The 12,789-nt window shown below is 71.0% G+C and carries 11 protein-coding genes; 3 read left to right on the forward strand and 8 right to left on the reverse strand.

What is annotated here, in order from left to right:
- Positions 1-12: 12 nt before the first annotated feature.
- Positions 13-456, reverse strand: coding sequence for a MarR family winged helix-turn-helix transcriptional regulator (locus tag ACWD3I_RS26710; RefSeq protein WP_365399416.1), 444 nt, complete (start codon positions 454-456; stop codon positions 13-15).
- 104 nt (positions 457-560) lie between these two features.
- On the opposite strand from ACWD3I_RS26710, the gene ACWD3I_RS26715 reads away from it, so the two are divergent.
- The gene (locus ACWD3I_RS26715; RefSeq protein ID WP_266894460.1) at positions 561-935 is read left to right on the forward strand and encodes a cupin domain-containing protein; all 375 of its coding nucleotides are present in this window, start codon (positions 561-563) and stop codon (positions 933-935) included.
- Here ACWD3I_RS26715 and ACWD3I_RS26720 read toward each other — a convergent pair.
- The 3 genes from ACWD3I_RS26720 to ACWD3I_RS26730 are packed head-to-tail and all read right to left on the reverse strand — an operon-like array spanning position 913 to position 6,433.
- A complete protein-coding gene (locus tag ACWD3I_RS26720) occupies positions 913-1,962 on the reverse strand; it encodes an NADAR family protein (protein WP_365399413.1) in 1,050 nt (349 codons plus the stop codon). The two genes, ACWD3I_RS26715 and ACWD3I_RS26720, sit on opposite strands and share 23 nt — an antisense overlap.
- 14 nt (positions 1,963-1,976) lie before the next feature.
- Positions 1,977-2,981: a DNA polymerase Y family protein gene (locus tag ACWD3I_RS26725; RefSeq protein WP_365399410.1), complete on the reverse strand. Its 1,005-nt coding sequence runs from the start codon at positions 2,979-2,981 to the stop codon at positions 1,977-1,979.
- Positions 2,978-6,433 carry a DNA polymerase III subunit alpha gene (locus ACWD3I_RS26730; RefSeq protein ID WP_365399407.1) on the reverse strand — a complete coding sequence of 1,152 codons (3,456 nt, stop codon included), beginning with the start codon at positions 6,431-6,433 and terminating at the stop codon, positions 2,978-2,980. The genes ACWD3I_RS26725 and ACWD3I_RS26730 overlap by 4 nt, the downstream gene beginning before the upstream one ends.
- 133 nt (positions 6,434-6,566) lie before the next feature.
- Here ACWD3I_RS26730 and ACWD3I_RS26735 point away from each other — a divergent pair, with 133 nt between their 5' ends.
- Positions 6,567-7,616, forward strand: a complete 1,050-nt coding sequence (locus ACWD3I_RS26735; protein WP_365399404.1) for an ABC-2 transporter permease — start codon at positions 6,567-6,569, stop codon at positions 7,614-7,616.
- A 227-nt stretch (positions 7,617-7,843) separates the two neighbouring features.
- On the opposite strand, the gene ACWD3I_RS26740 is transcribed toward ACWD3I_RS26735, so the two are convergent.
- Positions 7,844-8,926: a S1 family peptidase gene (locus ACWD3I_RS26740; RefSeq protein ID WP_267016298.1), complete on the reverse strand. Its 1,083-nt coding sequence runs from the start codon at positions 8,924-8,926 to the stop codon at positions 7,844-7,846.
- Positions 8,927-9,159: 233 nt separating this feature from the next.
- Positions 9,160-10,050, reverse strand: coding sequence for a slipin family protein (locus tag ACWD3I_RS26745; protein ID WP_365399400.1), 891 nt, complete (start codon positions 10,048-10,050; stop codon positions 9,160-9,162).
- A gap of 90 nt (positions 10,051-10,140) precedes the next feature.
- On the opposite strand from ACWD3I_RS26745, the gene ACWD3I_RS26750 reads away from it, so the two are divergent.
- Positions 10,141-11,010, forward strand: coding sequence for an alpha/beta fold hydrolase (locus ACWD3I_RS26750; RefSeq protein ID WP_365399397.1), 870 nt, complete (start codon positions 10,141-10,143; stop codon positions 11,008-11,010).
- Here the strand turns inward: ACWD3I_RS26750 and ACWD3I_RS26755 are convergent.
- Together ACWD3I_RS26755 and ACWD3I_RS26760 are read right to left on the reverse strand one after the other, a co-directional pair.
- The gene (locus ACWD3I_RS26755) at positions 11,005-11,697 is read right to left on the reverse strand and encodes a hypothetical protein (protein ID WP_365399393.1); all 693 of its coding nucleotides are present in this window, start codon (positions 11,695-11,697) and stop codon (positions 11,005-11,007) included. The genes ACWD3I_RS26750 and ACWD3I_RS26755 overlap by 6 nt on opposite strands.
- Positions 11,698-11,820: 123 nt before the next feature.
- Positions 11,821-12,726 (reverse strand): S1 family peptidase, encoded by a 906-nt coding sequence (locus ACWD3I_RS26760; RefSeq protein WP_365399390.1) that lies wholly within the window; start codon positions 12,724-12,726, stop codon positions 11,821-11,823.
- Positions 12,727-12,789 lie beyond the last annotated feature (63 nt).

Raw genomic sequence — 12,789 nt, forward strand, 5'->3', positions numbered from 1 at the left:
CCTGATGAACCATCACCAGGCAGGCCTGATGGGACCATAGGGTGCGATGCGCGCCAATTGATCACGCAACGCCCGCACTTCACCCTCACCGATCAGTTCGACCCACACCCGAACGGCCTCCGCGGCCGCCTCCTCCGCGGCCCGGGTGCACGCCCACCCCCGCTCGGTCAGCACGACGAGCCTGGCCCGCGCGTCGTCGGGATGCGGCCGCCGCTCGACGTACCCCTTCCGCACGAGGTCCTCGACGAGCTGGCTGGCGGCCTGCTTCGTCACTCCCAGATGGACGGCGAGGTCGGTGACCGTGGCCCCGTCCGGGGCGAGCCGGGTGAAGGCGAACCCGTACATGGGTCGCGCCTCGAACCCCCGCGCGACGACACCGTCGTTGATGCGATGCGTCAGTTCGCCCGCGGCGGCGAGCAGGACGGCGGACAGGGCCAGGGCTTCGGAGTTCTGCACGGATGCATTGAAACACCCTTGACAGGTTGGTCAAGCAGCTTGACCATAGAGTCACATAGTCAAGCAGCTTGACCAATTACCGATTGCCGATTCGGAGGCACTCCATGCCCGTCATCCGCTCGTCCGAAGCCGTCACGCACGAGATCCACGGAGCCCGCTTCGTCTCGTACGCCACGCCCCTCACCGGCAGCAAGGAGCTGTGCGCCTGGCGCGGCGAGATCCCGGCGGGGACGAAAGCCCCCGCTCACACGGTCAACCGCGAGGAGATCTTCCATCTCCTCGACGGCGAACTCCTGATCACCCTCGACGACGACACCCACCGCATCACGGCGGGTGACACCCTGATCATCAACCCCGGCGCGACCCTGAGCGTCGAGAACCCGACCGACCGGACCGCGGTCTCCTGGGTCACCACGTCCATCGGCCTGCAGGCGAAGCTGGCCGACGGCACGGTCATCACTCCCCCGTGGGCCAACTGAGCTCGGAGCGGACCAACTCCAGCAGCCGGCCGATCCAGTTGCGGCCGCCGCGGGAGCCGGCGTCCCGCCAGTAGGGGGACTCCTTGTGGCCGGTGTAACTGATCGTCGCGTCGCCGGTGGCAAGGAGGATCTCGGCGAGGTCGGGGTGCTGGGTGAACTTCGCGCGCAACAGGCCGGCCATGACGGCGAGGCGCACGTCGGGCCAGTCGTCGCCCTGGTGGCGCTCGGCCAGGTACCGGTAGCCGTCGTGCACGGAGGGATGGGTGGCCCCGGCGAAGTGGATCTCCGCGGGGTAGTTGTTGCGCAGCACGAAGAGGTCGAGCTCCTCGGGCCAGCCTCGGGGGTAGATCACATCGCGCAGGACGACGGGTGGCGGGACGGCCTCGGCCGGGTCGTCCGCGTACACCGGTCGCGGCCGCTCCGTGACTCCGTGGTCGTACTCGTCGAAGAACTCCAGAACGTCCCGGTGCATCTCCTCCGTCACCACCGGGCCGTCCCCGTCCACGGGCTCGCCCACGTCGGTGAGCAGGATCCGCAAGGGGCGGTCCTGGCGTTCCATGTCGCCCAGGATGTAGACGCGAAGGTGCGCCGGAATCGCCAGGTATGCCTGCCGAAGGGCCTCACGGCCGAGCTCGGTCGGCTCCTGCCGGTAGTGCCGGATCGCCTCGTGGCAGCGCTGGACCGTCGTCGGTCTGCCGCTCAACTCCTCGATACGGTCGGCCACTTCGAGGAGAAAGGTCTCCGGGGTGAGCGGCTCGGGGTACCGGGCGCCCCATCTGGACGGCGGCTCGGGAGACGGCGGCGCTCCGGGGTCCCGCACCGCGATGATCCCCTTGGCCAGCCTGCGCTCCAGCCCGGCCAGGTCGATGAGGTCGGTTCTCTCGCACTCGATCGCGCCGTCCGCGTACACGACGAGGTCGTGCACGTCGTACACGTCGTCCAACTGGTGCCGGCGCCACACATGGCACCAGACCCCGTCGACCTTCTCCCCGTCCACCGTCCGATACGTCGGCCCCCGCCATGTCATTCGGGCACCCTATGTCACGCCGCCAGCGATCCCGGCATCACCGCGTGCGGCCCGAACCTGGCTCGCACACGGTCCGCGACCTCCTCGATGCGGCGGAGCTTCTCGTCGGCGGGGTCGAAGGTGAGCTGATGGGAGGCCTGTTCGGCGGGGCCGAGGCTCTCGGCGCGCAGGGACAGCGAGCGGACCCGGGCACGCTGGAGGCCGAGTGCCTCGTACATCTCATAGGCCGTCCTGGTCAGCGCGGCCGAGTGTGCGGTGGGTTCCTTCAGGGTGCGGGTGCGGGTCGTCGCGGTGGGGGTCCCCCCGCTCGAGCCTGTTCGAGAGTGGGGGAGGTCGGCGTAGCGGACGGTGAGGGTGAGGGCGCCGCAGATCTTGTCCAGGGCGCGCAGTCGGGCGCCCAGTTCGTCGGCGGCGGAGAGCAGGGCGCGGCGGTGCCTGTCCGGGTCCAACTCGTCGCGGGTGAAGGGGCGTTCGGCGGCCAGGGAGCGGGAGATCGCGTTCGGGACCACCCGGCCGCGGTCGACTCCGCTCGCCTTCTCGCGCAGTTCGCGGCCGACCCGCGCACCCACCAGACGCTGGAGCGTGGACAGCGGTGCGGCGGCGACCAGGCCGAGGGTGTCGAGGCCGTACTCGCACAGGGTGCGGGCGGTGGCCGTACCGACGCCGGGGAGCGCGGCGACGGGCTTCCCGGCGAGGAAGTCCGCGCCCTCCTCCTCGGTCACCGCGCAGGTCAGCCCGGGCCGCGCGTCCTTCATCGCCATCCGGGCGAGCATCCGGCCCGGCCCCGCGCCGATCACGCAGTCGACCCCGTACAGCGCGAGGGCGCGGACCCGGATCACCGAGGCCAGCTCGACGGCGTCCCGCCCGAAGTACCGTTCGGCGCCCCGCAGATCGGCCAGCGCCGCGTCCGGTGGCAGCGCCTCGACGACCGGCGTGAACTCCTCCAGCAACCCGAGCAGACCCGACAGGGCCGCCTCGCCCGTCGGCGGCAGCTGGAAACGTACGCAGAGGATGGTCATCCCGCACTCCCCGGACTCTGGTGCCACAACTTCCGTACCTGTGAAGGCTCTTGACCCGCAGGTCGCAGATCCGCCCACGGATGCAGTTCGTATCCCGTCGGCATCTGGATGCGTCGGCCGCCGGTCGAATCACCGGCCCCTTCCGGCACGGGCTCCGCCAGCCGGGCGGAGACCGCGTCGAGGCCGTGCTCGGCGCGCAGTTCGACCAGCTCGGCGAGGTTCCAGGCGGCGGCGCCCACCACGCTGAGGCTGCGCGGGCCGCGGCGCTGCACCACCCCGCGCACCAGCAGCAGCCAGGAGTGGAAGACGGTGTGGGCGCAGGCGTCGTGCGAGTCGTCGAAGAAGGCGAGATCGACCAGGCCGGTGCCGTCGTCCAGGGTGCTGAAGATGACCCGCTTGCCGGACCGGATCGGCGGTGTCTGGGTGGCCGCCTTGGCGCCCGCGACGAGGACCGTCTCACCGTGCCGCGCGTCCCGCAGCCGGCGTGCGTCGACCACGCCCAACTCCCCCAGGAAGTCCCGGTGGTCGTCCATCAGGTTGCGCGAAGCGTCCATCGACAGCACACCCAGCTCGGCACTGAGCTTCTCGGTGGAGGACAGGTCCGGCAGCCCGGCGGGGGCGGTCCTCCGCCCGCCGGCCAGGGGCAGTTGCCCGCCGCCCGCACCTCGTGCTCCCCGGTGCAGCTCGGTCAGGTGCAGTTGCAGATCACGCCGGTTGGCGCCGAAGGAGTCCAACGCACCCACCTGGGCCAGCCTTTGGGCGAGCGGTCGGCTCGGGCGCGCCCGCTCCCAGAAGTCCAGCAGCGAGTCGTACGGCTGCCCGTCCGCGATCCGCGCCGCCTCGGCCTCGCTGATGCCGTACACGTCGGAGAGGGCGAGCCTCAGCCCCCACACCACAGGGGATTCAGACACCAGTTCGATACTGTGTGCGACCGCCGACCGGTTCACGTCCAACGACAGGATCGGCACCCCGCGCCGTCGCGCGTCCGCCAGCAGCAGCCTCTTCGGATACATCCCGGGGTCGTGCGTGAGCAGCCCCGCGTAGAAGGCCGCCGGGTGATGCGCCTTCAGCCACGCCGACTGGTACGTCGGTACGGCGAAGGCGACCGCGTGCGCCTTGCAGAAGCCGTACGAACCGAAGGCCTCGATGATCTCCCAGGTCCGCTGAATCGTTTCCGCGTCGTATCCGTTCACCGCCGCGTGCTGCGCGAACCAGAACCGGATCCGCCCCTGCGACTCCGGGTCGGACAGCCCGCGCCGCACCCGGTCCGCCTCGCCGCGGCCGCAGCCGGTCATGATGTCGACGATGTCGATGATCTGCTCGTGGAAGACGACGACCCCGTACGTCCCCTTCAGCGGCTCCTCCAGATCCGGGTGCGGATACCTGATGGGCGCCCGTCCGTGCCTCGCCTCGATGAACGGCCGCACCATGTCGGCGGCGACCGGGCCCGGCCTGAAGAGCGAGATGTCGACGACGAGGTCGTGGAAGGTGGCCGGCTGGAGCCGCCCGACCAGGTCCCGCTGGCCCGGCGACTCGATCTGGAAGCAGCCCAACGTCTCGGTGGAGCGGATGAGCCGGTACGTAGCCGGGTCGCCCGGTGGCACGGCGTCCAGGTCGATCCGGTCCCCCGTCGCCCGCTCCACCTCCGCGACCGCGTGCGCCATCGCCGACTGCATCCGCACTCCCAGCACATCGAGCTTGAGCAGCCCGAGGTCCTCGACGTCGTCCTTGTCGAACTGCGACATGGGAAAGCCCTCGCCACTGGTCGGCATGACCGGCGTACGGGCGAGAAGGGAGGCGTCGGAGAGGAGCACCCCGCACGGGTGCATGGCGACTCCGCGCGGGAGGGCGTCGAGGGCCTCGGTCAGCTCCCAGAGCCGTCCGTACCGCTCCTTCTCCCCTGCCAGAGCGCGCAGTTCGGGCAGCTCATCCAGTGCCGCGCGGGCGTCCCGGGCCCGGATGTGCGGGAACGACTTGGCGATGCGGTCGATGTCGGCGGGGTCCATGGACAGGGCCGCGCCCACGTCCCGGATCGCGTGCCGCACCCGGTACGTCTCCGGCATCGCGACCGTCGCCACCCGCTCGGTGCCGAACCGGCCGATGATCGCGCGGTAGACCTCCAGGCGACGGGCGGACTCCACGTCGATGTCGATGTCGGGCAGCACGAGCCGGCGTTTGGACAGGAACCGCTCCATCAGCAGCCCGTGTTCGACCGGGTCGGCGTGGGCGATGCCGAGGAGGTGGTTGACGAGGGAACCGGCACCGGAGCCGCGCGCGGCCACCCGGATGCCCATGTCCCGTACGTCGTCCACCACTTGAGCGACCGTCAGGAAGTAGGAGGCGTAGCCGTGGTGGGCGATGATGTCCAGCTCTCGGTGCATCCGCTCCCAGTAGGCGCGCTGACCGGCGTACCCCTTCAGCACCATCCCCGCCGCCGCCCGTGAGGCGAGCGTCCGCTGGGCGGTGCGGCGGCTCGCGCCGACGAGGCGCGGTTCGGGGAAGTGGACGGTGCCGATGCCGAGGTCGTCCTCGGGGTCGACCAGACACTCGGCGGCCGTCGCCCGGGTCTGCTCCAGCAGCCGGTGGGCGGTGTCGCGCCTGAAGCCCGCGGCCTCCACGATCCGCTCGGCCGCCGCCAGCATGGCGGACGGGTCCTTGAGCCAGGCCTCGCCGGAGTCCAGCTCCTTCGTCGGGTCGACGGGGACCAGGAGACGAGCGGCGTCCAGGACGTCGGCGACCGGGCCCTGGCCGGGGTCGGCGTAGCGGACGGCGTTGCTGAGCACGGGACGCACACGCTGTTCGGCGGCGAAGCCGACGGTACGGGCGGCGAGGCGCAGGGAGCCGGGGCCGGTGCCCTCGCGGCCGTGCCAGACGGCCTCCAGCCTGAGGGCGTCGCCGTAGGTCTCGCGCCAGGGGGCCAGGAGCCGGGCCGCCCGGTCGGGACGTCCGGCGGCGAGGGCGCGGCCGACGTCGGAGGCGGGGCCGAGCAGGACGGTCAGGCCGTCCCCTTTGTTCTCGGTCCAGGGCAGCAGGGGCGTGCCCTCCGCACCCTTGCCCCCCTTCTCGGAGTGTGCGGCCGTGACGAGCCGGCACAGGTCGGCCCAGCCGTGGGCGCCGTCCCGGGCGAGGAAGGTGACGCGGGGCGTCGACTCATCGATGAAGGCACCTCCGCGCACGGGCGCGCGGCGCTTCTCGGGTCGTACGGAATCACCCTGCCGTACGGGTTCCGGCGCGGGTTCCTCCACCGCCAGCTCCACACCGAACACCGGCCGCACCCCTGCCTTCGCGCAGGCCTTGGCGAAGCGGACCGCGCCCGCGAGGGTGTCGCGGTCGGTGAGGGCGAGGGCGTCCATGCCCCGCTCGAAGGCGCGCTCGGCCAGCCGCTCCGGGTGGGAGGCGCCGTAGCGCAGGGAGAACCCGGAGACGGTGTGCAGATGCGTGAACCCTGGCACCCGCGCCTCCATTTTCGAACATCAGTTCCCAACTGCCTCACCCCCACCATACCCCCAATCTCGAACATGTGTACGACAGCCATTCGGCCGCCTCCCACCTGCGGAAACGCCCCTCACCTCGGACTGTGAGGACATGACACAGAACAGCTTTCTCGCCGAGGTGAAGGACGCGGTCACCCCGCGGGCCACGCTGCTGGTCATCGGAGTGATCGCACTCCAGTTGCTGTTCATCGCCTCCTATGTGGGGGCGCTGCACGATCCGAAGGCGAAGGACGTGCCGTTCGCGGTGGCCGCGCCGCGGGCCGCCGCCGAGCAGGCGGTGGCCCGGATGGAGAAGCTGCCCGGCTCACCCCTGGACCCGCGCACGGTGGCCGACGAGGCGACGGCCCGGAAGCAGATCCTGAACCGGGACATCGACGGGGCGCTGGTCATCGACCCGGCCGGGACGACCGACACGCTCCTCGTCGCGAGCGGCGGCGGCACCGTCCTCGCCACGACCTTGGAGAAGTACCTCACCGCCCTGGAGGCCCCTCAGAAGCGGAGCATCAAGACGGTGGACGTGGCCCCGGCCTCGCCCCAGGACTTCGACGGCCTGTCGGCCTTCTACCTGGTCGTCGGCTGGTGCGTCGGCGGCTATCTGTGCGCCTCGATCCTGGCGATCAGCGCCGGCGCCCGGCCCGCCAACCCACGCCGCGCGGCGATCCGGCTGATCGTGATGGCGCTGGTGTCGATCGTCGGCGGACTGGGCGGCGCGGTGATCGTGGGGCCGATCCTGGGCGCGCTGCCGGGCAGCGTGCTCGCCCTCTGGGGGCTCGGCGCGCTGGTCACCTTCGCGGTGGGGGCGGCGACCCTCGCCCTCCAGGCGATCTTCGGGATCATCGGCATCGGCATCGCGATCCTGCTCGTGGTGATCGCGGGCAACCCGAGCGCGGGCGGGGCCTTCCCGCTGCCGATGCTGCCGCCGTTCTGGCAGGCGATCGGCCCGGCGCTGCCACCGGGCGCGGGGACCTGGGCGGCCCGCTCGATCGCCTACTTCAAGGGCAACGACATGACCGCCTCCCTGCTGGTGCTGTCGGCATGGGCGGCGGCCGGGATCGCGGTCACGCTGGGGGCGGCGGGACTGCGCAACAGACGCGAAGGCGAACCGCTGCCGGCTCGCGGCGGGACTGCGCAGGAAGTCTGAGGGCGAACTGCCGCCGACTCGGATGCCGCAGTACGCCTGGGCGGCCGCCGGTTACCGAACCCGCACCCGCCGCCGGCAGCGGACCGCCACGGTCGACCCGCATCCGCCGACGGCGCTCCGCCCCCACCAGGGCCACCCGCACCCGACCACGAAACCCGCACGGGCGGTGCGGGTGGAAACGAAAGTCCCGCCCCCCGAAGGGGCGGGACTCCGCACACCACGAACCGTCAGCCGATCGACGTCCCCGTGGCCGACAACGCCTCGGTCACCGGCTGGAAGAACGTCTCCCCACCGGAGGTGCAGTCACCGCTGCCACCCGAGGTGAGCCCGATCGCGCTGCTTCCGGAGAAGAGCGAGCCACCACTGTCCCCGGGCTCCGCGCAGACGTCCGTCTGGATCAGCCCGTTGACGATGTCACCGTTTCCGTAGTTCACGGTCGCGTCCAGCCCCGTGACCTTCCCGGAGTGCACCTGCGTCGTGGAGCCGCTGCGCGTGACCGACTGCCCGACCGTCGCCGCCGCGGCCCCCGTGATCGCCTGCGAGGACCCGTTGTAGAGGTTCACCTCGCTCGGGTGGTCGACCTCGGCGGTGTACTTGACCAGCCCGTAGTCGTTGTCCGGGAAGCTGGACACCTCGTTCGTGCCGATCTCGGTCCCGCTCGAGTCCGACCAGGTGGAGATGGACTCGGTGCAGTGCCCGGCGGTGAGGAAGTACGGCTCCCCGCCCTTGACCACGTTGAATCCGAGCGAGCACCGCCCGCTGCCACCGGTGATCGCGTCACCGCCGGCCACGAAGGGCTTGAACTCCCCCTTCGTGCGCTGGAGTTCGGCCTTGGCGCCGAGCCCGTCGACGACCTTCGTGAGCTTGGCCCACTCCGCGTCGGAGACCGTGCGGTCGGCGGTGACGACCACCTTGTTGGTGGTCGGGTCGGTCGCCCAGGACGTACCCGGGATCGTCGCGTCCTGCTTGAGCGTGCCGCGGGCGCTCTTCAGCTCGGCGAGGGAGTTCGCCACGACCCGCGCCTTGGCGCCGGCCGCCTCGACGGTGTCGGCCGCGGTCTCGCTGAGGACGTTCACGACGAGGTTCTTGGTCTTCGCGTCGTAATACGTTCCCGCCGCGGCGGTTCCGAGGTCCTGGCCGAGCGTCGAGGCGAGCTTTCCGGCCGCCGCGACCGACAGGGTCTCGGGTGCGGGGCTCTTCGTGGGCTCGCTGGCGTTCGCAGTCTGGAAGGTGATGCCCGCGGCGACCAGTGCGGTGATTCCCGCACCTGCCAGGGCTGCCCGCCGCTTGGGTATGCGTCGGTGCTTCAACTCGGGTCCTCCTGTGGGGGGTCGGCCCGGTCGGTTGTGGGGACCTCGCGGGCCGGAAGGCTGGTTGACGAGCCCTTACTCTTTCGAACCCGGCGGGGGGCGCACAAGGTTGAGTTCCGGACGCGCGTAGAACGCGGTTGCGCGCCCCTGCCGGATTGACCGTGCACAGTCACACCAGGCGGCTTCGCAGTGCAAACACTACGCGCGGGTAATCAATGAGCAGCCTGTGAGGTCTAGTCCTGTCTTGAATTCGACCCCTCGGAGCCCGGATCCAAACGAGGCTGGGGCGAAGGCAGTTGCTCCTGCACCGGTTGCTCCTCGACAGAACGCACTGGTTGCTGCGGTTGCTGCACCGGTCCGGGCACCGGCGCCGCCCTCTCCAGGAACCTCAGCAGCTCGACGGGGAAGGGCAGCACCAGCGTCGAGTTCTTCTCGGCCGCCACCGCCACCACCGTCTGCAGCAGCCGCAGTTGCAGCGCGGCCGGCTGCTCGGACATCTCCTTGGCCGCCTCGGCGAGCTTCTTCGACGCCTGGAGCTCGGCGTCGGCATTGATGACCCGGGCCCGCCGCTCCCGGTCGGCCTCGGCCTGCCGGGCCATGGACCGCTTCATGGTCTCGGGCAGGGAGACGTCCTTGATCTCGACCCGGTCGATGGTGACGCCCCACTCCACGGCGGGGCTGTCGATCATCAACTCCAGTCCCTGGTTGAGCTTCTCGCGGTCGGACAGCAGATCGTCCAGCTCGCTCTTGCCGATGATGGACCTGAGCGAGGTCTGGGCCATCTGCGCGACCGCGAACCGGTAGTCCTCCACCCGGACGATCGCCTCGGCCGGCGCCGTCACCTTGAAATAGACGACCGCGTCGACCCGCACCGTGACGTTGTCCCGGGTGATGCCCTCCTGCCCGGGCACCGGCATCGTCACGATCTGCATGTTGACCTTCCGGAGCTTGTCGATGCCCGGAACGATCATCGTGAACCCCGGCCCGCGCACTTCCGAGCGGAGCTTGCCGAGACGGAAGACCACGCCCCGCTCGTACTGTTTGACGACCCGTGCCGCCGCCATCACGTACACCGCTCCGGCGGAGGCGAGTGTCACGCCCGCTGCCACCAGCTCCTCGACCATGACGGCCCCCCAGGGTCCGAATCAGGCGCTCAAGGTGTGTACTTCGACGGTAACTCCGCGATGTACACGATGGGGAGACGGAGGACACAGGTGCTCGACGGCATACAGACGCGCGACGGCAGGTGGCTGACGGTCGAGGAGTACGGCGACCGGGACGGCACACCGGTGGTGCTGCTGCACGGCACCCCGGGCTGCCGGTCCGGGGTCGTGCCCGACGACGTCGTCAAGGCGCACCCATGGGTGCGGTTCATCGCCTACGACCGTCCCGGCTACGCGGACTCGGACCGGCACCCGGGACGCCGGGTCGCCGACGCGGCCCACGACGTGGCCGATCTGGCCGACGCCCTCGGGCTGGAGAAGTTCTCCGTCCTCGGACGGTCGGGCGGTGCCCCGCACGCCCTGGCCTGTGCGGCGCTGATGCCCGCGCGGATACGGCGGGCGGCGGCGCTGGTGTCCCTCGCGCCACCGGACGCGGAGGGGCTGAGCTGGTTCGACGGCATGGCGGCCTCCAATGTCGAGGACTACACCCTGGCGCTGACCGACACACTCGCCTTCGCGGAGCGGCTCGCCTCCCGCGCCGCCGCCATCCGCCAGGACCCCGCCCAGCTGCTCGTGACCATCCGCGACGGGCTCACCGACGCCGACCGGCGGATCGTCTCCCAGCCGGCCGTCAGCGACATGCTGCTGCGCAACTACCGCGAGGCACTGCGCACTTCGGCGTACGGCTGGCTCGACGACGCCCTCGCGCTGCTGAGCCACTGGGGCTTCGACCCGGCGGACATCACGCGGCCGGTCCTGCTGTGGCACGGCGCCCAGGACCGGTTCTCCCCGGTGGGCCACTTCGAGTGGCTCCTGGACCGCGTCCCCCGCGCCCGTCCCGTCCTGGACCCGGACGCCGGTCACTTCGGGGCGATCGAGGCGCTGCCCGCCGTACTGGACTGGCTGTGCCCGGCGTCATGATCCGGGGCGCACGGGCCCTCCGGGGCGCACGGGCCCTCCGGGGCGCTCCATCCGGGCGCCACGCATCAGGTCCATGACCCGCTCATGGCTGTCACCCACGGCGTCGGTGACACGCAGCCGCATGCGCAGCTGGTCGATCTCGTCCACGAACCGCTGACCGTACGTCCCCGCCCGCATGCCACCCGTGCCCAGCGGGAAGCCGGCGCCGGTCAGCCACAGGTAGTAGTCCTTGCCCGCCACGAGCCCCCGGCCGGCGAGTGCCCGGAGCAGTCCGTCGTGGTCGGTCCACTCGGTGGGTTCCCCGTCGCACGGCACGAAGCAGAAGTCCCGCTGTTCCACCACCGCGTGCTGCGAGCCGCCGTTCACCACCTCCACCCGCCAGCCCGGCTCGTCCGGGCCGAGGTCGCCGACCGTCCAGGAGGAGCTCCAGCCCAGCACGGGCTGGACCGTCCGCGCGTACTGGGCTCTCCCGAAGACCGCGGCGAGCGCCACCGCGAGCAGCGCGCCCAGCGGGTTCATGTCCATGAGCCGTAGCCGCCAGGGCCACTGCCGGGCCAGGTCGCCGGTGATGTTCGACCGCACGATCTCCCACAGCAGCACCAGCGTCAGCAGGATCAGCAGCACCAGCGGCGCCACGAACAGCAACGGGCTGCGCCGTATCCGCCGTTGCCGGTCGTCGAACTCCAACTCCGCTTCCTCTCCCCCGTCTTGGCGCAGACGATAGCGAGCCCCCGCACGGCAGGCGCGTGCGGGGGCTCACCAGGTGCAGGCTGCGATTCAGGCCGTACAGGCGCAGCTGACCGGTCGGGACTAGTAGACGCTGACGCCGTAGGCGCTCAGGGCCTCCGTGACCGGCTGGAAGAAGGTCGTGCCACCGGAGGTGCAGTTGCCGCTGCCGCCGGAGGTGAGACCGTACGCGGTGCCGTTGCTGCCGTAGAGCGAGCCTCCGGAGTCGCCGGGCTCGGCGCAGACGGTGGTCTGGATCAGACCGCCGACGACATCGCCGCCGCCGTAGTTGACGCTCACGTTGAGGGCGGTGACCCGGCCGCTGTGGGTGCCGGTGGTGGAGCCGTCGCGGATGACGGTGGTGCCCACGGCCGGCGTGGCGGCGCGGGTGATGTCCACCCCGTTCGCGGTGCCGGGCCGGCTGACGGACCCGGAGTAGCGCACGATGCCGTAGTCGTTGCCCGGGAAGCTGGAGCCGGCGGTCGAGCCGATGACCGTGGTGCGCCCGGAGTTGGAGTACCAGGTGCCCGCGCCGTCGGTGCAGTGACCGGCGGTCAGGAAGTACTGGGTGCCGCTGCTGTCCTGGACGTTGAAGCCGAGCGAGCAGCGCCAGCTACTCGCATAGATGGCGTCGCCGCCTTGGATGAACTTGCTGAACGTGCCGTTCGTCCGCTTGATCGTCAGCGCGTCGGCGTTGGCGCCGGCTTGCCGCTTGATCTTCGCGATCTCCGCCTTGGAGACCGTGCTGTCGACGGTGACGACGACACGGTTGGTCTTGCTGTCGACGGCCCAGGCGGTGCCCGGGACATCGGCCTTGAGCACCGAACTGTTGGCGCTCTTCAACTCGTTGGCGCTGAAGGGGGTCGCGTCCGGGGCGGCGTTCGCGTTGGGGATCGCGATCGCGGCGGCGGCCACGAGTCCGGAGGATACGGCGATCAGCCGGGTCCGTCTCGTAATGCCGCTGCGGGGGGTGGTGCGCTTGATCCTCACTTTTCGTTCCCTCCCAGGGAGGTTGGGGGCCCGCGTGGGGTCGGGGCCCGTGAGGCGCAGCCA

It is taken from the genome of Streptomyces sp. NPDC002817 (assembly GCF_053592055.1).